At 28.6% G+C, this 21,820-nt stretch carries 21 protein-coding genes; 2 read left to right on the forward strand and 19 right to left on the reverse strand.

Annotation, left to right across the window (positions count from 1 at the left end):
- Positions 1-96: 96 nt before the first annotated feature.
- From rpsL to FYJ26_RS07755, 5 genes are all read right to left on the reverse strand, one after another.
- Positions 97-507 carry a 30S ribosomal protein S12 gene (rpsL, locus tag FYJ26_RS07735; protein ID WP_154541245.1) on the reverse strand — a complete coding sequence of 137 codons (411 nt, stop codon included), beginning with the start codon at positions 505-507 and terminating at the stop codon, positions 97-99.
- A gap of 291 nt (positions 508-798) precedes the next feature.
- Entirely contained in the window at positions 799-1,560 is a 762-nt protein-coding gene (locus FYJ26_RS07740) for a MurR/RpiR family transcriptional regulator (protein ID WP_154541247.1), read from the reverse strand.
- Entirely contained in the window at positions 1,550-2,233 is a 684-nt protein-coding gene (locus FYJ26_RS07745) for a MurR/RpiR family transcriptional regulator (protein WP_154541249.1), read from the reverse strand. The genes FYJ26_RS07740 and FYJ26_RS07745 overlap by 11 nt, the downstream gene beginning before the upstream one ends.
- A gap of 84 nt (positions 2,234-2,317) precedes the next feature.
- The gene (locus FYJ26_RS07750) at positions 2,318-3,643 is read right to left on the reverse strand and encodes a 6-phospho-alpha-glucosidase (RefSeq protein ID WP_154541251.1); all 1,326 of its coding nucleotides are present in this window, start codon (positions 3,641-3,643) and stop codon (positions 2,318-2,320) included.
- A gap of 10 nt (positions 3,644-3,653) precedes the next feature.
- Complete coding sequence (locus FYJ26_RS07755; RefSeq protein ID WP_154541252.1) at positions 3,654-5,228, reverse strand: alpha-glucoside-specific PTS transporter subunit IIBC; 1,575 nt, start codon at positions 5,226-5,228, stop codon at positions 3,654-3,656.
- Between the two features lie 239 nt (positions 5,229-5,467).
- On the opposite strand from FYJ26_RS07755, the gene FYJ26_RS07760 reads away from it, so the two are divergent.
- Positions 5,468-6,607 carry an aldehyde ferredoxin oxidoreductase N-terminal domain-containing protein gene (locus FYJ26_RS07760; protein ID WP_154541253.1) on the forward strand — a complete coding sequence of 380 codons (1,140 nt, stop codon included), beginning with the start codon at positions 5,468-5,470 and terminating at the stop codon, positions 6,605-6,607.
- 127 nt (positions 6,608-6,734) lie between these two features.
- Here FYJ26_RS07760 and FYJ26_RS07765 read toward each other — a convergent pair whose 3' ends face one another.
- From FYJ26_RS07765 to nuoE, 9 genes are read right to left on the reverse strand one after another with little or no spacing between them, the layout of a single operon-like run.
- On the reverse strand, positions 6,735-8,633 hold the full coding sequence (locus tag FYJ26_RS07765) for a molybdopterin biosynthesis protein (protein WP_154541254.1): 1,899 nt from the start codon (positions 8,631-8,633) through the stop codon (positions 6,735-6,737).
- On the reverse strand, positions 8,630-9,847 hold the full coding sequence (locus FYJ26_RS07770) for a molybdopterin molybdotransferase MoeA (protein ID WP_154541255.1): 1,218 nt from the start codon (positions 9,845-9,847) through the stop codon (positions 8,630-8,632). Before FYJ26_RS07770 ends, FYJ26_RS07765 begins: the two co-directional genes overlap by 4 nt.
- Before the next feature lie 7 nt (positions 9,848-9,854).
- Entirely contained in the window at positions 9,855-10,559 is a 705-nt protein-coding gene (locus FYJ26_RS07775; protein WP_154541256.1) for a formate dehydrogenase accessory sulfurtransferase FdhD, read from the reverse strand.
- A complete protein-coding gene (gene mobA, locus FYJ26_RS07780; RefSeq protein ID WP_154541257.1) occupies positions 10,540-11,160 on the reverse strand; it encodes a molybdenum cofactor guanylyltransferase in 621 nt (206 codons plus the stop codon). The genes FYJ26_RS07775 and mobA overlap by 20 nt, the downstream gene beginning before the upstream one ends.
- On the reverse strand, positions 11,160-11,657 hold the full coding sequence (locus FYJ26_RS07785; protein WP_154541258.1) for a ferritin family protein: 498 nt from the start codon (positions 11,655-11,657) through the stop codon (positions 11,160-11,162). The genes mobA and FYJ26_RS07785 overlap by 1 nt, the downstream gene beginning before the upstream one ends.
- On the reverse strand, positions 11,650-14,346 hold the full coding sequence (fdhF, locus tag FYJ26_RS07790) for a formate dehydrogenase subunit alpha (protein WP_154541259.1): 2,697 nt from the start codon (positions 14,344-14,346) through the stop codon (positions 11,650-11,652). The genes FYJ26_RS07785 and fdhF overlap by 8 nt, the downstream gene beginning before the upstream one ends.
- Before the next feature lies 1 nt (position 14,347).
- Complete coding sequence (locus FYJ26_RS07795; protein ID WP_154541261.1) at positions 14,348-15,298, reverse strand: 2Fe-2S iron-sulfur cluster-binding protein; 951 nt, start codon at positions 15,296-15,298, stop codon at positions 14,348-14,350.
- 4 nt (positions 15,299-15,302) lie between these two features.
- A complete protein-coding gene (locus FYJ26_RS07800) occupies positions 15,303-16,841 on the reverse strand; it encodes an NADH-ubiquinone oxidoreductase-F iron-sulfur binding region domain-containing protein (protein ID WP_154541263.1) in 1,539 nt (512 codons plus the stop codon).
- 9 nt (positions 16,842-16,850) lie between these two features.
- Positions 16,851-17,351, reverse strand: a complete 501-nt coding sequence (gene nuoE / locus FYJ26_RS07805) for an NADH-quinone oxidoreductase subunit NuoE (protein WP_154541265.1) — start codon at positions 17,349-17,351, stop codon at positions 16,851-16,853.
- A 361-nt stretch (positions 17,352-17,712) separates the two neighbouring features.
- Here nuoE and FYJ26_RS07810 point away from each other — a divergent pair, with 361 nt between their 5' ends.
- The gene (locus FYJ26_RS07810; RefSeq protein ID WP_154541267.1) at positions 17,713-17,967 is read left to right on the forward strand and encodes a transposase; all 255 of its coding nucleotides are present in this window, start codon (positions 17,713-17,715) and stop codon (positions 17,965-17,967) included.
- Between the two features lie 420 nt (positions 17,968-18,387).
- Here the strand turns inward: FYJ26_RS07810 and FYJ26_RS07820 are convergent, their stop codons facing one another.
- Genes FYJ26_RS07820 through FYJ26_RS07840 form a run of 5 tightly spaced genes read right to left on the reverse strand, consistent with a single transcriptional unit; the run spans position 18,388 to position 21,769 of the window.
- A complete protein-coding gene (locus FYJ26_RS07820; RefSeq protein ID WP_154541269.1) occupies positions 18,388-19,017 on the reverse strand; it encodes an ABC transporter ATP-binding protein in 630 nt (209 codons plus the stop codon).
- Positions 19,014-19,754, reverse strand: coding sequence for a hypothetical protein (locus FYJ26_RS07825; protein WP_154541271.1), 741 nt, complete (start codon positions 19,752-19,754; stop codon positions 19,014-19,016). The genes FYJ26_RS07820 and FYJ26_RS07825 overlap by 4 nt, the downstream gene beginning before the upstream one ends.
- Positions 19,751-20,551, reverse strand: coding sequence for a hypothetical protein (locus FYJ26_RS07830; RefSeq protein WP_154541273.1), 801 nt, complete (start codon positions 20,549-20,551; stop codon positions 19,751-19,753). The genes FYJ26_RS07825 and FYJ26_RS07830 overlap by 4 nt, the downstream gene beginning before the upstream one ends.
- A complete protein-coding gene (locus tag FYJ26_RS07835; protein ID WP_154541275.1) occupies positions 20,544-21,086 on the reverse strand; it encodes a DUF5067 domain-containing protein in 543 nt (180 codons plus the stop codon). Before FYJ26_RS07835 ends, FYJ26_RS07830 begins: the two co-directional genes overlap by 8 nt.
- Entirely contained in the window at positions 21,086-21,769 is a 684-nt protein-coding gene (locus FYJ26_RS07840; RefSeq protein WP_154541277.1) for a hypothetical protein, read from the reverse strand. The genes FYJ26_RS07835 and FYJ26_RS07840 overlap by 1 nt, the downstream gene beginning before the upstream one ends.
- Positions 21,770-21,820 lie beyond the last annotated feature (51 nt).

The raw sequence follows: 21,820 nt of genomic DNA on the forward strand, positions 1-21,820 counted from the left end.
ACTCGACCCTAAGGCCTTAAACGACCTTAAAGCCGTTTGTGTGCACATATACTTTATTTTAAGCTTAGTACATTATGCACTACATCTAAATACTAATTATTCGCCTTTTTTAGCTCCGTATTTAGATCTACCTTGTTTTCTTCCTTCTACTCCTGCTGTATCAAGAGTACCTCTTATAATATGGTATCTAACACCTGGAAGGTCTTTTACTCTTCCTCCTCTTATAAGTACAACTGAGTGTTCTTGAAGGTTGTGTCCAATTCCTGGTATATAAGAAAGAACTTCTGCTCCATTTGTAAGTCTAACTCTGGCAACTTTTCTTAAAGCTGAGTTAGGCTTTTTAGGTGTTACTGTTCTTACTGAAGTACAAACTCCACGTTTTTGTGGTGATTGAACCTTAGTTTGTCTTCTTTTAAGTGTATTGAAGTTGTAACCTAAAGCTGGTGTAGCTGACTTTTCTTTAATTGTCTTTCTACCTTTTCTAACAAGTTGGTTAATTGTAGGCATAATGCACCTCCTTTTCTTTTAAATTTTTTAATGATAATTAATAGGACTGACCTTATGCCAATCCTTATTAATTTTACTATCTAATGTCTCTAATGTCAAATATTTGAAACACTTTAATAAAATATTTCTTTTTATTTATTTTACAAAACTTAATAATTGATTTTTGAATGTCTATAAATTATTAAAAAAATCTTAATCATAGCTATTTATAAAGGTATTTACTAAGATATAGTCCATATAATTATTTATAAAGAAAGAGTCATATTTTTCTAATTTATCAAATATTTTACTTTATGAAGTATTTTTTTTACTTTTATAATTGATATATTTAAGAACTAAAAAATCTATAATAACATAATATTGACTTACTGGAGATATGGATGTGTTTTTTTCATACCTATAGACCTCATGAGATATAAAGTTTAAATTTACATCAGATATCTTTGAAAGTTTATTATTAGAAAGCTTTGTAATTGATACAACAAAGACTTTTTTCTTAATATTATTTAAAAAGTTTATAACTAGCTTATTATCTCCTGAAAAAGATAAGGCAAATATAATATCTTTTTCTTTTATATTCTCATTAATTAAGGCTATATCTCTTCTTGCATCAATGATAATTATAATTTTTCCTATATTAAGAAAATTTCTTTTAAGCTCTTGGGCAAGATTCCTTTGGATAAAGCCTGAATAAATTACATATATGTTTTCAGCCTTGTCTAGATTTTCAAATAAAAAGTCGAGATTTCTATTTTTAATCATATTCATACTTATTAAAATGTCATTATAGGTAAACTCTATTTCGTTTTCATCAAAATCTACAATTTTCCCATCTTCCCACTTTATTAGATACTTAAGTTCTGAGTAACCATCAAGTCCTAATTTTTTAGCTAAATTTACTATAGAGCTTGTTGAAAATTTTGTATTTTTAGAAAAGTCTTTTAAGTTCTTTTCTACAAAATCATCCTTATTTTGAGTTATATAAGAAAATAGTTCTATATCTTTACTATCTAAATTTTCATAAGATTCTTTTACTAAATCACTAACTTTCATTACTTATCCTAAATTCTCTATATTTTTTAAAAAAATCTTCTATCTTCCCTAAATTTTTTGTTATTAGATTTAAACTCTTATCATGAATTTTTTCTAAATTTATAAAATAATCACAAAGAAATGCATTCTTAATTCCATCGCTTATAAGAATCTTTAGACAATCTATATTTGATATTATTGACAAAAGCTCTAGAGCATACTGATCTTTTGATAAATCTATTACAAATATTGTCGAATTTTCTAATAATTTCTTATTAAAGGTTGATAGTTCATCCCTTCCCTGATAACTCTCTGAAAATTGACCAAAATCTTTTAAATATAGTTTAATGGAAGAACACAAAACTTCTTCATATTGTCCATTGCCGTATATAAAGATATTGTTAGTATTAATAAGTTTTTCAAAAATTTCACTTAAGTCTTCTTTAATTTTACTTTCATCTATGCTTTCAGCATTTCTATCCTTATTGATATAAAATTTAAGTTCACTATATCCATTAAATCCTAGTTTTTTAGAAAATCTTAGTACACTTGTCCTTGATGTAAAGCATAGTTTTGCCAAATCATTAATAGATTGGTCTAAAACCCCTCTATTATTTAATATAAACTCTGCAATCGTTAGGTCAGTTTGACTTAGCTTTTTTTTATTTTTACTTATCAATTTTTCTATTGTCATGGAACCTCCAAAAAAATCCTAGTAACATTATACTGCTACTAGGATTTTTATTTCCTATATTATTCTAATTTTCAAAAAATTTAATTATTTTAACTCTGGCCAATAATCTTTATTAGCATTGATTAAGTCATCTAAAATAAGCTTTGCAACTTTTGCACTTGGAACTGTCTTTGAAAGTGTAAGTGCTTGCCATAATTTTTGGTAAGATCCTTCAATCCAAGCTTCTACTGCAAGTTTTTCCACAGATACTTGCTCTTCCATCATACCTTTTTGAAATTGTGGAATTTTTCCTTGGCAAATTTTCTTATATCCAGTTTTATCAACAATACATGGAACTTCTACCATAGCTGTCGGATCAAAATTTGAAATTGCCCCATCATTTGGAACTATTAGCAAGAATACTTCTTTTGTATTTTCAGCTAATGCTATAGCTAAGTCTACTATATATGATGCGTGAGCGTCTATTTCAAAGTCTATACCTTCTGCTGTTCCTCTTTCGGTAATAGTATTACATAGACCAAATACTTCTTTTTCTCTACCTTCTTTAACTTCATCTACCCTGGTGTGCTTGATATCTGTATGCTCCATTACGAAGTCTGGATATAGGTAGTATTTTAGGTAAGTATTTGGAATTGTTTCTGGATCTAGGGCATATACATCTTTTGCCTTTGTAAATGTTTCAACCCATGATTCATCTAGATGTTGAGCTGTTCCTATTCCATCTGCAAAACCATTTTTAGAAACATGTTCTTTAATTTGTGGCATTAAGTCATTTCCTTCTTGATCTCTTATATCTGTAAACCAACCAAAGTGGTTAAGTCCATAGTATGAAAAGTCGAGATCTTTCCAGTGGCTTAATCCAACCATATCTGCCATCTTATACATTAAGTCAATTGGCATGTCACATATATTTATAATCTTTGAGTCAGGTCTTAATCTTCTTGTTGCTTCTGCAACTATAGCTGCAGGATTTGAATAATTAAGCATCCAAGCATCTGGTGAGTATTTTTCCATATAATCAAGGATTTCTATAACCCCGCCTATTGATCTAAGACCGTAAGCTATTCCACCTGGCCCACAAGTTTCTTGCCCTATAACACCATATTTTGGAGGAATTTTCTCATCTTTTGATCTCATTTCATACTTACCAACCCTTATTTGAGCCATAACAAAATCAATATCAGTAAAGGCTTCTTCAGGGTCTAGGGTGTGGATAAATTCAATATCCGGATGTCTTTCCCTCATGAATATATCAAAGGCATTACCAATTTTATCCTGTCTTTCTTTATCGTTATCATAAAGCTTAATAGCTCTTATTGGAAACCTATCAAGGTTGTCCATAAGCATTAGAATCATTCCCGGTGTAAATGTAGATCCACCACCTGCAATAGTTATAGCATATTTTTTCATTTTTCTCTCCTTAATTTTCTTCTAGTATTTTTCCAAATTCATCTGCCACATATTGAATATTTGTCCCAACTATAACATGGACTGATTTGCCATTTCTACTTGTTCCGTAAGTTCCTATTTCCTTAAAATAATCATTTTCCATTATTTTTTCTGGATCATTGACATTTACCCTTAGTCTTGTAACGCAATTTGTAAAATCTTTAATATTTTCTGCCCCACCAAGTCCTATTAGGATTTCATCAGCCATTACTTGAAATTCGTTAGCTTGAGACTTTTTATTTGTATTCTTTTCTCTATAGTCTTTTTTATTATAAAGTTTTATATCAGATTTAACTTCCCTACCTGGAGTTTTAAAATCAAACTTCTCAATTAAGAATTTAAATACTAAATACCAAACTCCAATAGCTACTATTCCTATTATTAACATCTTAACATAAGCTGGCCAATGGTTAGCCATAAGTGGTATCCAGTTAAGCGACGCCATTTCTATGGCACCTCCCGAGAATATTCCTATAACTCCAAAGAAGTACATTATTGTTGATAGACATGCAGCTAAGATAGCATGAACTATAAATAATGGTGGAGCTATAAATAAGAATGTATACTCAATAGGTTCTGTAACACCACACATAACAGCTGATATTGTAACCGGTATTAAAAGTCCTGCTACTTTCTTTTTATTTTCAGGTTTAGCTGTCTTATAAAAGGCAAGTGCTATACCAACACAGCCAAATAACTTTGACCATCCTGTTGAAGTGAAGGCTGCAAATGGTGCAAGTTCTATAAGTGGTTTAGAACTTGCTGCTATTTCTGGCAAAGCTTTTGCCCACGCGGCATATATACCACCAGATACCAATACTGAATCATAATAAATTGGTGCATAAAGTAAGTGGTGGAGTCCAAATGGTATAAGTAATCTTTCGAGTAAGATAAATATCCAAACACCTAGTCCACCTGCATTTGTTACAAATCCTTGGAATGATGTAATAATCATTTGAATCTTAGGCCAAATAAAACACGCAAGGACTGCCACTGGAATCATTACTATAAAACCAAGTCCTACTACAAAAGCAGAACCTCTAAAAACACCTAACCATTCAGGAAGCCTTGTGTCAAAATATCTGTTATGTAGAAAAATTGCTAATCCTGAAATTAGTAAGGCTCCCATCATACCCATATCTAAAGTTTTAATATTAGCAACACTTGCAAGCCCCGTATCAGCTCCAGCTTCTAATGAATAATCTACACCAAAAACACTCCCCCAAGTTCCAAGTATTGAAGCTACATAATAATTGAAAATTAAGTATATAACTAACGATTCCATACATGCTCTTGCATTTTGTTTGCTAGCAAGTCCAATAGGTAACGAAACCGCAAATAATAGCGGCAATTGGTTAAATACTGTCCAACCACCATTTAGAATCATATCCCAAAAACCACGCCAAAATGTACCCTCAGCTGCGATAGATCCTAATATTTGTTCATTTGTAAACAATATTCCAAATCCAATAAGTACTGCAGATACTGCAAATAACATTACTGGGGTAAACATCGCTCCTCCAAACTTTTGAATCTTTTCCATCATTTTTATCACCCTCCTTAGGTAAACGATATCTATATATTGATATGATATTATTATTTTTAGTGATTGTCAATAGATATTGAAATTTCGGGATATTTTGTTATTTTATAAATATATTTTTAAAATGTGAATATTCTCCTTTAATATTTTCACAGATCAAGTACAATCATGAAAACAATTTTAATGAATTAACTTCTATAACTACAAAAAATAAATTTTGAAATAAAGAATTTGAGGTAAGTATGACTTTATATAAATTATTAATCTTGGATTTGAAAGAAAAAAAGAAAAAAATTGAATATATAGATAAGCAAGTAAGTGATTTTTATATGGGAGGTATTTCTCTTTGTCTTTATTGGATAAATAAAAATAAGCAAGTAAAAGATTTTTGGGCTATTTTTACATCTGCTCTTATTAACTATAAGAATCCAATTAGTAAATATATAATTTGTAAAGGAAAAAATTCTAAAATCAAATCATATGCTAGCATAGGAGGAGATTTTTCATATTTTTTAAAAAGTAACTCCTATGACGCATTGATTCTACTAAATAAGGCAGATAAAATATATGACTTATATATAGATGGTACAGATATAAAATTTAATAAAATATCTAATGATAACAGTAATAATGATACTTTCACCTACCTTAAAAATACATATGGCAATGATACATCTTCTATTTATATAACTTCTTCTACAAAAAGAGGAGATAAATTGTCAAGGCTAATTGTTGATAAGTATCGTGGATGCTCTAGAAATCTATCAAATTTTCTATATGAAAAAAATCTAAGATCAATTACAATAAGAAAAAATAAACTTAAATCCATCTACTTAAATTTATATAAAAAATCTTCAAGTCCTTGTGAAGGCTGTCTTATATCATGTAAGTCAAGGAGTAAAAAAGAAGAATCTAGTAACCTATTTTCTAAAAAAGATTCTTATCTAAAAGGCGATTTGAATAAATTAAAAGAAATAAAAGAAAGACTTAACCAATATGGTATAGATATTTTCGGCTTATCTAAAAGCATAGAATTCTCGTTTAATCATCTAAATCACATCTACAATTTCAAGGATTTAAGTCTTAATAGCTTAGATAATATCGTAAAAAAAGTAACATCAGATAGAAGAGATAAATTATATGCTGACCTTTCTAATGGTAGGGAGTTTTTAAAAGATAAATATGGTATAAAAACACTGGAAAAAATGAAAAAAACAGACAATTACTCATATAATAAAAAGATAATTGATTCTATTTGCATTTGTTTATTTGCAGTAAACATAAATGACATAGAAGATATAGTGGAAACAATAAATATAGTTTCTATGAAAAACTTTAAAAAAGATAATATTTATTCTTTAATAGCTGAAATAAAAAAATGAATGCTTACTATAAAATATAGCTAGCATCCACTTGTACTTAACTAATTAATATTGTGTCAAGTTTGATTTTTATCTTATATAAGTTTTAAATTGATATACAAAATATTTTAACTCCCATTATAGACCTTTATATTATTATAGAGCCACTTTTATCAGTATTGTATCCTCCAAGTTTTTCCATAGTATCCTTGAATTTTTTTGATTTAAGGATTTCAATAATGTCCTTAATTGAATTAAGTTTCAAATTTTTTTCCTTTACTATAAATTGATATTCTTCATCCTTTAAGTAAATAAAGTCAATGTCCATTTTTATGGCAGCCGACTCAACTCCAATAGAAAAGTCACAGTCCCTATTTTTTACAGCAAGAGCTGCTGAAAGATGGGTTGTTACTTCATTGTCATAGCCCTTTATTTTATATTTATCTATATTTTTCTTATCCAATAAATAATCAAATAAAAGTCTTGTTCCAGCTCCCCTTTGCCTATTTATCATGGTCTTATCAAGCAAATCTTCTATAGTTTTTATACCTAAAGGATTTCCCTTTTCTACATATATACCTTGCCTTCGACCAACCACATTTATTTTTCCTACCTTTTCATTTTTAAAAAATAACTTTATAGCATCATTATTATAAGTACCATTCTTATCTAAAAGATGGCTAGGAGCTATTAATGAATCCCCTTCACTTAAGGCCTTAAAACCTGAAAGTGATCCAACATGAGAAGATGATAATCTTGTATTTTTATTTTCTATAGCAAGTAAATCATTTATCACATCCAAAACTATATCATGTGAGCCTATTGACACTATCCTATTTTCTAAAACGTTTTTTGGAATAGGTCTATGAAGACTTACATTTACAACATCTCCCCTATTATAACCCTCAATATTTCTATCTATAATTACATATCCATCAGATTCTGATAGGGAATATAGGCTTCCTGCTTTTCTATCTAGAGGTGTTGCTATGAGCTTTCCATCGACTATCCCAATCTTTATCCTTATATATTCCCTATTTTTAAGAGATGATATAATTGGCCTAGTAAGCTTAGCCTTTAATATTAGCTTATCTTCTATATTTACTCTCATTTTTTTAAGTATTGTAGAAATCACAATTTTATCAAAGATTATATGAGCTGATACTGGATAACCAGGTAATCCTACAAAAGGTGTTTCTCCTATTTTCCCCAATATTGCAGGCTTTCCTGGTTTTATTGATAATCCATGGGCATAAACTTCACCCATTTCTTCCAAAACTTCTCTTGCATAGTCTTTACTTCCTGCAGAAGTTCCTGCAATAAGTGTTATAAAATCACATTCATTTAAGGCTTTTTCTAAGACTGTTTTTATATCATCTTTATTATCTTTTACTATTGGATAAAGCAATGTATCAATTCCATTTTCCCTTGCCATGCTTATAAGCATGGCAGAGTTTGACTCTATAATTTTACCAATTTTTAGCTCATCTTCTTCTCCAATTATTTCATTTCCAGATGGAATAATAGCTAGTTTAACTTTTTTTAATACTTCAACTTCAGTTATTCCACTTGCTATAAGAACAGAAAGATCTACCGATGAAAACTTATGAAATGATGTAAATAAGAGATCTTTTTCCACAACATCTTCCCCTTGTATTCTTATATTCTCCCAAGGATTTACTGCTTTCATTATAGTAATTCCATCTTTTTCAATTTTTACATCCTCAATCATTATCACTGCATCATAACCTTTTACTAGGGCAGAACCTGTATTACAAAATATAAAATCTTCATTTTTTAAAAATAATGGTCTATTTTCTCTAGCATATTTGGTCATCTCACTTTTTACCATTACTCCATCCATAGCAGATGAATGATAGGCAGGAGATGAATATTTTGCATAAATTGCATTTCGACTTACTCTTCCAAATGCATCTTTTGAACTTATAGTTTCAGATTCTAGTTTATAAAAAAATTTTAATATATTTTCTTGGAAAATCTTTAAAGCTTTTTCTAATTCCTGAGTATCTAAATATATATTTCTCATTTAATAAGGCTTACCCACACATATTCATTTTCCCTAAGTCCTTCACTGTATTCATCAATTAAAATATATCCCCTAACTTTCTTTAGTAAGGAAATATTATTTGAAAATCCAAATATAGGTATGGCGATAAGCTCATCCTCCCTTCTTTCTATGTCTACTAATTGAATCAAGGTTTTGGCAGATTTAGCATGAATATTTCTAACCAATCTGCATTTAATTTTAAGACTATCTTCTATATTATAATATCTGTTGTAGGCCTTTTGAAATACACATTTAAAAACTGTATAAGCACTTATTGGATTTCCAGGTAAACCTAGAATTATCGTTTTATTATTTAAGCTAAGGCTTGTTGGTTTTCCTGGTTTTATAGAAACACCATGATATATTAGACCAGGTTCTAAATCTTTTGCTATAAATGGTATAAAATCTTTTTTTCCCTTTGACGATGATCCAGATACTATTATTAAATCAATATCTTCTAAAAGCTCTTTTCTAATAATCTCTTTATCATCTTTTAAATGTTTCATAGAAACTACATTTATGCCCATAGAATTTAGCAATGAGTAAAGCATATAAGAGTTTATATCCCTAGTCTTTGCTGGATAGAGTTCAGATGATACTGGAAGAATCTCATCTCCAGTTGATATTATTTTGCAATTTATCTTATCATATACCTCAATCTTATCATAACCTAAGCTTGCAGCCATTGCTATAGTTTCTGGATCTATAATTTTGCCACTTCTCTGATAAAGATCTCCCTTGCTAGAATCTTCTCCTATATCTATAACATTATCCATAAAGACTATGGGCTTATTGATAGAAATTAAATCATTAGAAAATTTTTCTGTAAATTCTATTGGTATTACTGAATCTGCCCCTTCAGGAAGCATTCCTCCAGTATAGATTTTTGAAGCTTCTCCATTTTCTATCCTACACTTGGGTTCAAATCCCATTTCTATCTCTTCAACAATTCTTAAGATTGTTGGTATAGTATCGCTAGCTCCTTGGCTATCCTTATATTTTATTGCATATCCATCCATAGTTGATTTTCTAAAACTAGGCAAATCATCTCTAGATACTAAGTCACTAGCTAGTATATAGCCTAAAGAATTTTTTGTTTCAAGTAAAATCTTTTTCTTTAATGGAATTTCTTCCATAACTTTTACTTGAAGGTTAACAGCTTCATTTATTGTTTTTACATCTAATAAATCCATAATATTTTTATTCTACAATAAGATTTTTATTCTTATTGTAGATATTAAACCTTTCACCTCTTGCAAAGCCTATTAAATTTATATCCTTACTTCTTGCAATTTCAACTGCCCTACTTGTAGGAGATGATTGAGATACTATCAAAGAAAAACCGACTTTTTCTATTTTTTCTATTATTTGCTCATTCACCCTACAAGATGTAAAAATAAATTTATCGCTTATATCTATCTTTTCTTTTAAAATATGTCCTATAAGTTTATCTACTGCATTGCTCCTAGATACATCTTCTACAAATTTAACTATTTTACAATCTTTAATGAGACCTACAGAATGGGCTCCACCCGTACGTTTGAAAATTTCTGATTTATTTTGAAAGATTTTTGAAAGTTTAAATAAGTCATTTTTTTTGATTCTAAGTATTTTTGTATTATAAACAATTTCTTTTGATAGTTGTGTATTTAAAATTACATAAGAATCTTTATCTTCTATCCTTATACAATTTATATCATCAATTGAACTTATATATCCTAAGTTATAAAGATAACCTATAGTTAGATTTTCAATATCTTTTGGACTTATTAAAAGCCTTGCTATAATCTCATCTTTTATATGAATATTAAGATCTTTTTCAACTATAACCTCATCTATCATAAAAAATGATTTATCTTTATTTATTTTTTCTATCTTAAAATTTCTAATCAAATCTTTTTCCATTTTCTTCTAAATAATTTTTCCAATCTTGAGGATAATTTAAATTTCTAAAAACTTTATTTATATTTTCTATATTTTTAATTTCTTCATATTCAACCGTATATGCAGAAATTTCATTTAAAAATCCATTTATACTTCTTCTACCTTTATTTAAATAAATCTTTATATTTTCAAACAATTCTTTTTTATATAAGGCAAAAAATGGCTCTAAATATTTTCCATTATCATATACTAAGGCTTTCTTATATTCTTTATTTTCTAAATATTCTAAATATTGACAACTAAAATAAGGCATATCACAAGCCATCAAAAAATTATCTTCATTCGATGAAGAAATAAGACCTGTATACAAACCAGCACATGGTCCTATATTTTTTATTATATCTTCCCTTATAATTATATTATTATCATAAGAATTATACCTATCTTTAAAAAAGTCTACTTCATTACTTACTATTACAATCTCATTAAAATATCTAGCTAAGTTTTCTACAATGGTATCTATCAAGAATGAGCCTTTATAATTTAGTTTTTTTTTATCTTTTCCCATTCTAGTTGATTTTCCGCCAGAAAGTAAGATAGCTGTCAATTCTTTTTTATCCATTAACCACCCCAACTAATATTCATATACTTATCCATCAACCTATCATACTCATCCTTGAAAATCTTAGCATGATTATCTTCCCATCCAGCAAAATGACTTAGAATTTCTCTTAATTGTTCATCTTCCACTTTTTTTGACATACTATAATAATCTCTAAAATCTTCTTCTATGAGATAATCCATACGAAGTACATTCATATCTTGAATCATAGATTGTTCAAGATTTTGAGCTAAATTCTCACTTTCTTTTCTTTTTTCGAAAAAGATTTCTCCCTTATCTTCAGGTAGATTCAATTCTTCACTGACAGTTTCTCCATCCTTATATTTTTTAAGCAATTTCTTAAGATATTCATAATGCTCAAGCTCTATTTTGGATAATTTTTCAAAGATTGCTTTTGTTTGTAAATTTCTACTTTTTATTGAATTATCTTTGCAAAAGTTATAACCATGCAATTCCATAGCCATGACAAGATTTATTACTTTTATAGAATTATACATAAGATTTCCTTTCAATCTTTTCTATAAGAACACTTGATACCTTTAACTCAGGTATTTTCGCTATAGGGTCCAAAACAGGATTTGTTAGTAGGTTTGCAGGTCCATCTGCATAATGAAATGGCATAAATACTACACCAGGCTCTACCTTTTCGGTTATTTTTACAAAAGATTCAACAGATCCTCTCCTTGACTTTACCCTAATTTTTTCACCATCTTCTACATTATAAATTTTTGCAGTCTTTGGAGAAATTTCTATATAAGATTTCCCTGCTATTTCATTTAAACCTTCGATTTTCCCTGTCATAGTTCTTGTATGATATTGATAAAGCATTCTACCGGTTGTAAGAATTAATGGATAATCCTCATCTGGTAATTCCTTACTTTCCTCATATTCAATAGCTTTAAAAAGCCCCTTTCCCCTTGCCATAGTATTTTTGTGCATATACTTTGTTCCTGGATGTTCTTTGCCTACACAAGGCCATTGCAAAGACTCTTTTTCTAATCTTTTGTAACTTATACCACTATAAGATGGGGTGCAAAGAGCTATTTCATCCATAATTTCACTAGGAGAATTATAATATTCTTCATATCCTAGTAAATTTGATATCTCCATTATAATTTTCCAATCTGCTTTAGACTGACCAATAGGATTTATAGCCTTATTTACTCTTTGAATCCTTCTTTCAGTATTTGTAAATGTTCCATCTTTTTCTGCAAAAGAGCTGGCAGGTAAGACAAGATCTGCAAGTTCTGCTGTTTCTGTTAAAAATATATCTTGTACGAGGAGAAAATCTAAGTTTTCAAGTGACTTTTTAACATGCTTTAAGTCTGGATCTGAGATCATAGGATTTTCACCCATTATATATAAAAATTTAATATCTCCCTTGCCAGCACTATTTATCATTTCTGTTAAAGTAAGACCCTTTTTGCTTGGAAGATTACTTTTCCAAAAACTTTCCATACTCTCTCTTACAGGATCTATAAAAACTTTTTGATATCCTGTATAGTCTGTAGGAAGAGCTCCCATATCACAAGCTCCTTGAACATTATTTTGTCCTCTTAGTGGATTAATCCCTGTAGATTCAAATCCAACATTTCCTGTAAGCATCTGTAAATTGGATGTTGACATAACTCCATTTGTTCCGCTTGAATGTTGAGTTATCCCCATTGAATAATATAGGCTTGCCTTATTGGCCTTGGCATATATTCTTGCAGCTTTTATTAAATCATTCTTATCAATACCACAAATTTTCGAAACTAAATCTGGCTTGTATTTTTCAATTGTTCTTTTAAATTCTTCAAATCCTTCTGTTCTTTCATTTATGTAGTCCATATCATGAAGATTTTCTTTCAAAATTACATTCATAATACCGTTTAAAACTGCTATATTGCTGCCAGGTTTTATTTTTAAAAAGACATCTGCATATTTAGCAAGTTCAATTTCTCGAGGATCTATAACTATTAGTTTTGCTCCATTTTTAACCCTTCTTTTTATCTTGCTCCCTATAACAGGATGATTTTCAGTTGTATTTGTTCCTATTATCATAAAAGCATCAGTTCCATCTATCTCTTCTATTGAGTTTGTCATAGCTCCACTGCCTAATGTATTAGCAAGTCCTGCGACTGTAGATGCATGGCAAAGTCTTGCACAGTGGTCAACGTTATTTGTTTTAAAAACTGTTCTTACAAATTTCTGAAAGAGGTAATTTTCTTCATTAGTACACCTTGCTGATGAAAAACCTCCGAAAGCATCTGGTCCATTTTCTTTCATAATTTTAGAGTATTTTTCTTTTATAAGCCTATAGGCTTCTTGCCAGCTAGCTTGAACAAATTTACCATTTCTTTTTATAAGTGGCTTAGTAAGTCTATCTGTATGATTTATAAATCTATATGCAAATTTACCTTTTACACATAATAATCCATCATTTGGTATGGTATTTATAGGTTCAATTTCTACTATACGATTGTCCTTACTAAGTAAATTCATCTGGCATCCTACTCCACAATATGAGCAAGTAGTTTGAGTCCTTTTAACTTCCCAATACCTAAATTTATCCTCTATATATTTCTTTTTAGGATTTAAGGCTCCCACAGGACATGCTGAAACGCAATTTCCACAAGATACACAATCGCTATTTCCAAATCCCTTATTAAATGGCGTTTCTACAATTAAATCAAATCCCCTACCTGTAAAACTAATGGCTTGACTATTTTGAAGATTATTGCAAATACTTACGCATATACCACATTTTACACACTTATTTGGGTCATAGGTGAAAAATTTGTTTGTCCTATCTATGGGTAAATTACTTTCTTTATTTTTAAAAGTTGCACTTACTATTCCATACTCATAGCAATAATCTTGTAATTTACACTTACCTGACTTATCACAATTTAAACAATCATTTGGATGGTTTGAAAATAGCAAATCTAGAATTTGTCTTCTTAATGATTTTATCTTTTCACTATGGGTATAAATTTTCATTCCATCTTTCAATTTCTCCGAACAAGAAGTGACAGGATTTTTGTAGCCTTCTATTTCAACAATACAAAGCCTACAAGCTCCATTTGGTAAAACTCTTTTATCATAACATAGGCTTGGGATATCAATTCCTTGTTTTTTACAGAAGTTAAGAATAGTCATTGGCCTATCTATTTCGTATTCTATATCGTTTATATAGACTCTCATATTATTCTCCTTCATTTTTCTTTTCTAATTTTGAAATTTTCTTAAAGACATTTTTAAATCCTGTTACTGTTATCCAATCACTTTCAATAAATTCTCCACTTGTCTTTATATAAGGTGTATCAGGATTATCTAAGTATAAAAGTTCTGTCATCATTCTTCCCTTAAGGCATAGTGGTCTTCCGTCACTTGGTTTTTTGGCAATAACCGCAATATTATTTCCATTTTTTGAATAAATTTCAAAATCACATCCAAACTCACAAACTTTACACTTAACAGTCTTTTTATCAGAATCAAAACTTCTAACTTTTCCTAATATCCTCTTATCTGTTAAGGCTCCTACTGGACATATAGAAACACACCTATTGCAAGATATACAATATGAATGAGCAAAATCTTCTCCCAAATCACAAGCAATATATGTATCATATCCTCTATTTGCGAAAGATAAGATAGACCTATCTTCTATTTGTCCACAAATTGATACACACTTCCCACAAAGAATACATTTAGCATTATCCTTCATTATATAAGGACTAGATAAGTCATAAAATTTTTCTCTTTTTTCTCCATCAATGTCCCTAAAATTAACATCATAATCATAAGCATATTTTTGAAGCAAACACTCCCCTGCCTTTTGACAAGTTAGGCAATCATTTGGATGTGAATCTAATAAAAGTTGTAAAATGCCCTTTCTTTTCTTGATTAAATTTTTACTACTTGTCTTAATCTCCATACCATCTTTAACTTTCGTTGAACATGAAGTGTCGATCTTTGTCCAACCATTATTTGTAATTTCAACTATACAAAGTCTACAACCACCAAACTTTTCAAGACTTGGGTCATAACACAAACTTGGAATTTCAATGCCATTTTCTCTAGCAACATCCAAAACAAAGCTATCTTTTTGAGCTTTTATTTCTTTACCATCTATTTTGATACTTACATAACACATAAAATCACCCTTTAGCTACAGCTTTTGGCTTGATTGGACATACATCTAGACAAGTACCACACTTAATACACTTTTCTTGATCTATTTTATGAATTTCTTTTTTACTTCCACTAATACATGAAACCGGACAATTTCTCTTACAAGTCCCACATCCTACACAATTATTTTTTATACTAAAATGTATAAGATTCTTACATGTACCAGCAGTACAATGTTTATTTTTTATATGATCAATGTATTCATTTTTAAAATATTTCAACGTTGAAATTACAGGAAAAGCTGCTGATTTACCCAAGCCACAAAGAGAAGTTTCTGTAGTTAATTCACAAAGTTCCATTAATTTGTCTATATCTTCACTTCTTCCATCACCATTAACTATTCTTTCGAGTATTTCTAGAATTCTTTTAGTGCCTTCTCGACAAGGGACACATTTACCACAAGATTCATCACATGTAAATTCCAAAAAAAATCTTGCTATATCAACCATACAGGTATCCTCATCCATAACTACCATTCCACCAGAGCCCATTATGGAATCTAGTTCTTTAAGCGTCTCATAGTCAACCGACTTGTCTAGGAATTTAGCTGGTATGCAGCCTCCAGATGGGCCTCCAGTTTGTACAGCTTTAAGCTTTTTATCATTTTCTATTCCTCCGCCTAAATCATATATAATCTCTCTTAGGCTAGTTCCCATACTTACCTCTATTAGGCCACTTTTTTTTACATCTCCTACTAAAGAAAATACCTTGGTTCCTGGAGATTTTTCTGTACCAATACTTCTGTACCAGTCCGAGCCATTTAAAATAATTTGGCAAACATTTGCTAAGGTTTCAACATTATTAATTACGGTAGGTTTTTGCCACAAGCCCTTAAAAGCTGTTCTGTGAATCTTAACCCTTGGCATCCCTCTTTTACCTTCTATCGACTCCATAAGAGCAGTTGATTCTCCACATACAAAAGCTCCTGAACCTAACCTAAGTTCTATAGTAAAATTAAATCCAGAATCCATAATATTTTCACCTAAAAAGCCCTTCTCACTAGCCTCTTTTATAGCATAATTAAGACTTTTAACAGCTTTTGGATATTCTGCCCTTACGTATATAAATCCTTCATCACTACCAATTGCATATCCTGCTATAATCATAGCCTCTATTACTGAATGTGGATCATACTCAAGTATGGACCTATCCATATAGGCACCAGGGTCTCCCTCATCGGCATTACAAATAATATATTTTTTATCAACATCATAATCAAAGGCAGTTTGCCACTTGCGACCCGTTGGAAAACCTGCTCCACCCCTGCCTCTAAGCTTTGAATCCTTTATAATATCAATAACTTCTTGTTGACTCATCTCTTTTAGCACCTTATAAAGGGCAAAATAACCATCTCTTGCTATGTACTCATCAATATTTTTAGAATCTATAACTCCTAAATTTCTTAAGGCTATTTTAACTTGAATATCATCTTTTTTATCTAAATTTTCTGGATGACTTATTTCTGTATTTTCTTTTATATTTCTAAGATATTTTAAATCAATCATTTTTATCGCCTACTTATATTTTTCCAAAACTTTTTTAACATCTTCTTTAGTAAAGTGAGCAAGCTGCTTACCATTAATCTCAACAACAGGAGCCTTCCCACAATCTCCTAAACACCTTGTTTCAGATATTGAGAATTTTCTATCTTCTGTTGTCTCCCCTTTTTTTATATTAAGTCTTTTTTCAAACTCCTCTAAAATATCTGCCCCACCCTTTACATAACAAGCAGTTCCAAGGCATATATGTATATCTGTTTTTCCCTTAGGTATAAATGTAAATTGCGAATAAAAGGTAGCCACTCCATAAATCTCAGCCAAAGGAATATTTAGTTTACTTGAAATAAGCTTTAATATTTCTTCTGGCAAATATCCAAAAACATTTTGACCTTCTTGCAAAATTGGCATCAATGGTCCTTTTCTGTCCTTATTTTTTTCAATAAATTTCTTAAATTCATCAATCTTTTCTTTATTTTCTTCTTTATCAAATATAAAATTTCCCTTAATTGTTTTCATATAATCCTTTTTTTAGCTAAAACTTAAAGCTTTTAAAATAAAAAATATAAAACTCTTAACTTCAAAATATAAAGCTAAAAATACACATCTTTATTATTATTTTAGCATATATATATTAATTTATTTATAATTGTAAAACGTTTTTCTATCTATGTCAAAGCAATATAGATAAAGTCCATATAATTGTGTCAAAAGAAAATGTCATTTGAAAGCTTAACTAGTACAATGTTTTTAACTAAAAAAATAAACTAGGAGGTATCAAATGACTCAATTACATTTTTCAATTAATCAGGAAGATATTCAAATTTTAATTAACTCGTAAGTTAAAATTATATGGAAAATTCTCCACAAAAGTCTTTGAATGATACCAGAAAAATTAAAAAACACTGCTATTACTATATTAGAAATGTACATCCAAAGAGTATCTACTAGGAAAGCATCTAAAGTAATAGAGAATATATGTACAATAACATATTCTAAATTATTTGTATCATCACTAGCTAAATATCTTGAAAAAGAGGTTAAGCTATGGAGAAATAATGACCTAAGTATAATAAAGTATCCATATTTACTTGTAGAATTAGTTTATATAAAGTCAAGAGAAAATTATAGATAAGATGTTTTTTCCATAATTGATAAATGATATGATTAATAATAGACTTGAATTGATAATTTCTTTAGAAAGACTAAAGAAATTAGAAGACTTGAAAAAGCAATAAAAATATTCGCTAATGAAGAATCAGATATTAAACTAATAGGCGAAATCCTCATTTATATCAATGAGGATTGGATTATATCTTATAAATTATATATTAGAATGAAATAGTAGATATTGGACTAGTAATTTTATGCAAGATTTTGGACTTTACAACCTTTAATAACATTGAAATTATAAAAAACAATATATCATGTATTGCTATTATTAATTTATATTTTTTAACAATTTTCATATTTACTTCAATAATCTAGGGCTAATACAAAAATTATCCATCTAGTATTTCACAATTTATATAAAACTTTAAACAATTAAAATTTCTTAACTAATTTCACTTAAGCTACCATTTTCCATAAAAAAAATCTTATCACAAAGCTCTTCTATTATATTTTTTTCATGAGAAGATACTAATATTGTTTTTCCTTTTTCTTTTTCTTCTTTTATTATATCTATTAAAGAATCCACTCCTTTTTGGTCTAAAGCTATAGTTGGTTCATCAAATATTAATATCTTTGGATCTTCTAATATTACATTTGCAAGTCCTAATCTTTGTTTCATCCCAAGTGAATAAGTCTTATAATTTTTATTCATAGCATGTTTTAAACCAACTTTATCCAAGACTTCTATTATTCTATTTTTGTCGGCAATTTTTCTTATTGATGCTATCATTGCTAAATTGTTAAAACCTGAAAGTTCATCTATAAAGGACGGATTTTCTAAAAGCAATCCTATATCATTATAAATCGCATTTCCATCAATTATTAAATCATCAATTTCTATACAACCACTATCTAGTCTAATAAAACCACAAATCGCCCTAAATAACATTGTTTTTCCTGAACCATTCTCCCCTTGAAAACCATATACTTTTGCTGATTCAAGTTCTAGATTTATTTCACTTAATACTTGATTTGATCCAATCTTTTTAAAAGCTTTAGTAACTTTTATCATTCTTCCCTCCCATAGTAATCATAATATTTTGGCAAAAAATATAATAATAAAATAATAATTATAAAGTAAATTAAGATAAACAGCAAATTTACTTTTAAGTCGAATTCTCCTCCATAAAAATCTTGCTTCATAATAAGTGATCCTTGCCCTAGGATAAATCTTACGTTAGATAGGATTGCAATAAGGAGATTTATTATAAATACAGACAATGCAAATAAATATTTTGTAAATAAGGCTATCATAAAAATCATATTAGTAAATAAAATATTTTCTAATATATAGAAAATAGCAACTCTCACAAAACCTTTCATAAGATATAGATCATTTTTACCTTGTAAAGAAAGATATAATAAAATTATTGAAAAAAACAACAAGCCAATAAATACATTGAATATACTTGCTCCTAAAATTTTCCCAAGAAAATATTGTCTTTTGCTTTTAAATTTAGGCATTATATAAGTTCCGAATTCTATGTGATCCTTGTAAAATATTTCAGATATTCCAAAGACTGGTACAAAATGTATTACAAAAAATGAAATTGGAAGTATGAAATTATTGAAATCAATAAAATTTCCATTATCTTTAAATGCCTGCTCAATAAAAACTTCTATAGGTGGAGTTTCATTAAAAGCCCCAAATGTTATAAGAATTAATAAAATTAGATAAATTCCCATAAAAATCATAATTTTTTTGCTTTTTTTTAAAAGCAAGTCTATTTCTCTAAAAAATCCACTCATATTATTTCCTTATTTTTCTTAAAAATTAAAAAGTAAAGGCAAGATATTAAAAATAAAAGCAAAGGATATATAAAACTTGAAAAACTATGTTTTATTATTACCCCATTAAGAAAAGAGCTCAAACTCAAAAAGTTGTTAAAAATCTCGAACCTACTTCTCAATATAGACATTAGTAAATCCAATATTATATCAAGTATAAAAACCCCGCCTATTCCAAGATATTTAGACTTAAATATATCATTTAAGAACATAGCAAAAGAGCCTATAATTCCTCCTATAATAAAATCTATAAATATACTAGCTAAATAAAAAAGCAAAGGACTCTTTACTATGAGCTTTATCAAAAATAAATCATTGTTGAATGTAGTATTATAGTAAGTTATAGGTAGGCTTGGTCTTAGTAAAAGCCATACTGCAATATTTATAAGTAAAACTAGGCTAACACTTAAACCTGCATATACAAAATTTATCAAAAATTTTTTGACTGTATATTCCTTATCTGTTATTTTAAGCATATATGTCTTGTATATACCACTTTCCCTATCTTCAACAAAGGAATCTGCCATAGGTAAACTTGCTAAAATAAAAGATAAAAAAACAAACATGATAATAGCGTTACCAAGAGAACCATTTATCATAATATTTTCAAGAAAAGATGATTGTACTATAAGCTTATCATTAAAAATTATAGCTTTTCTTCTAGGTAAAATATCCACTAAATTTATTAAAATTATTATGAAAATAGTAAAGAAAAACCTTTTTCTTTTAAAAAATCTATAAAAACTTTCTTTAATCATAAACATCTCCTAGGTCAATTGTCTTATAGTATAGATTTCCTTTTTTATATTCTTTTTTATATTGATCTAAGTAAGTATTGATACTTATTAATAAGGCATTCTTATAATCACCCTTATCTTCTATCCAGTAATAAAAAGCATACCTTTTCTTCTCTCCCTTTTTTATGTTTAAATCTTTTAAATTATAAGTCGGTTCGAATATAAGTTCTTGCTTTTCAGATTCTCTTATATTCTGAACTATACATGAAGAAAAATCCTGATATAAACTAAATGCATATCCTAATTGTACTATATTCATATCATTTTTTTGATTCATATATTCAATATCTACACGAAGAGCTTTCCTACCTCCAAAATTTTCTATCTTTCTATTATATATTTTTACTTCAATATCTCCTAAATCAATATTATCTTTGTAAGAATATTCCTCTATCTTAGACTTGCTTGGATATCCTGCATTAGCCCTTTGATAAAGAAAAATATATGAAAAAATTAAAACTATAAAACCTAAAGATATAAGAATCTTCTTTTTCATTATTTTATATCCTCCAAGCTTTCAACTTCTTGCATTGAAGATATCATATTTTCATAATCTTCATATAATTTATCCAAATTAGAATCTTTTCTATCTAAAATTATGGTATTTTGTGCACCTTCACTAATAGTGCTTGCTTTTGTCATTATAAAATCACTATTATAAATCCTATAAGTTCCATCAGACAAATCAATTCTTATCCCATCATCTTCTTTTTTTATAGAACTTATATTATTATCCATTAAATTATCATATAAATTTGAAATATCAGGGTACTTGCGACTCAAACCCTTTACAAAATCAGAATCATCAGAAATTTTCCCTCTATAAAATTTATTTTCTATTATATTTATATATAAGGCTTTATTTCCTTTAAAAAGATAAACTATTTCAATTGGTTTATTAGGATGATAATAATTTTTCATATAAGAAATATTTTTATCATCCCAATTTACATTCATGTTTTCTGATAATAAACTTCCATCTTCATAATAAGTTTTGTAATATAAAGCTTGTTTGGGATTTGCTTTATAGATATTTTCTAAAAGCTCAGCATCCTCTTTGTCCATATTAGATAAACTTTTTTCTATATTTTGGTTTTTTTCATTCTGATAGTCATCATTACTACATGATGAAAATATAATCACTATTAAAATTAATATAAGAGTAAATTTCTTTTTCATAAAAATATATTAATACATGAACTGACTTAGTATTAACTTAAATTTTACCAA

This window comes from Anaerococcus porci (assembly GCF_009696575.1).
Taxonomy (GTDB): Bacteria; Bacillota; Clostridia; order Tissierellales; family Peptoniphilaceae; genus Anaerococcus; species Anaerococcus porci.

Coding starts and splice junctions, on each gene's coding strand:
- mobA (WP_154541257.1), bottom strand. CDS start 11,160: ATGGATAAAAAAGAATTGACAGCTATCTTACTTTCTGGCGGAAAATCA.
- FYJ26_RS07840 (WP_154541277.1), bottom strand. CDS start 21,769: ATGAAAAAGAAATTTACTCTTATATTAATTTTAATAGTGATTATATTT.
- FYJ26_RS07760 (WP_154541253.1), top strand. CDS start 5,468: ATGACTTTATATAAATTATTAATCTTGGATTTGAAAGAAAAAAAGAAA.
- FYJ26_RS07800 (WP_154541263.1), bottom strand. CDS start 16,841: ATGATTGATTTAAAATATCTTAGAAATATAAAAGAAAATACAGAAATA.
- FYJ26_RS07770 (WP_154541255.1), bottom strand. CDS start 9,847: ATGGATTTATTAGATGTAAAAACAATAAATGAAGCTGTTAACCTTCAA.
- FYJ26_RS07785 (WP_154541258.1), bottom strand. CDS start 11,657: ATGTATAATTCTATAAAAGTAATAAATCTTGTCATGGCTATGGAATTG.
- FYJ26_RS07820 (WP_154541269.1), bottom strand. CDS start 19,017: ATGATAAAAGTTACTAAAGCTTTTAAAAAGATTGGATCAAATCAAGTA.
- FYJ26_RS07795 (WP_154541261.1), bottom strand. CDS start 15,298: ATGTGTTATGTAAGTATCAAAATAGATGGTAAAGAAATAAAAGCTCAA.
- FYJ26_RS07765 (WP_154541254.1), bottom strand. CDS start 8,633: ATGAGAAATATATATTTAGATACTCAGGAATTAGAAAAAGCTTTAAAG.
- FYJ26_RS07745 (WP_154541249.1), bottom strand. CDS start 2,233: ATGACAATAGAAAAATTGATAAGTAAAAATAAAAAAAAGCTAAGTCAA.
- FYJ26_RS07810 (WP_154541267.1), top strand. CDS start 17,713: ATGATACCAGAAAAATTAAAAAACACTGCTATTACTATATTAGAAATG.
- FYJ26_RS07825 (WP_154541271.1), bottom strand. CDS start 19,754: ATGAGTGGATTTTTTAGAGAAATAGACTTGCTTTTAAAAAAAAGCAAA.
- FYJ26_RS07755 (WP_154541252.1), bottom strand. CDS start 5,228: ATGATGGAAAAGATTCAAAAGTTTGGAGGAGCGATGTTTACCCCAGTA.
- FYJ26_RS07740 (WP_154541247.1), bottom strand. CDS start 1,560: ATGAAAGTTAGTGATTTAGTAAAAGAATCTTATGAAAATTTAGATAGT.
- nuoE (WP_154541265.1), bottom strand. CDS start 17,351: ATGAAAACAATTAAGGGAAATTTTATATTTGATAAAGAAGAAAATAAA.
- FYJ26_RS07750 (WP_154541251.1), bottom strand. CDS start 3,643: ATGAAAAAATATGCTATAACTATTGCAGGTGGTGGATCTACATTTACA.
- fdhF (WP_154541259.1), bottom strand. CDS start 14,346: ATGAGAGTCTATATAAACGATATAGAATACGAAATAGATAGGCCAATG.
- FYJ26_RS07830 (WP_154541273.1), bottom strand. CDS start 20,551: ATGATTAAAGAAAGTTTTTATAGATTTTTTAAAAGAAAAAGGTTTTTC.
- FYJ26_RS07835 (WP_154541275.1), bottom strand. CDS start 21,086: ATGAAAAAGAAGATTCTTATATCTTTAGGTTTTATAGTTTTAATTTTT.
- FYJ26_RS07775 (WP_154541256.1), bottom strand. CDS start 10,559: ATGGAAAAAGATTTGATTAGAAATTTTAAGATAGAAAAAATAAATAAA.
- rpsL (WP_154541245.1), bottom strand. CDS start 507: ATGCCTACAATTAACCAACTTGTTAGAAAAGGTAGAAAGACAATTAAA.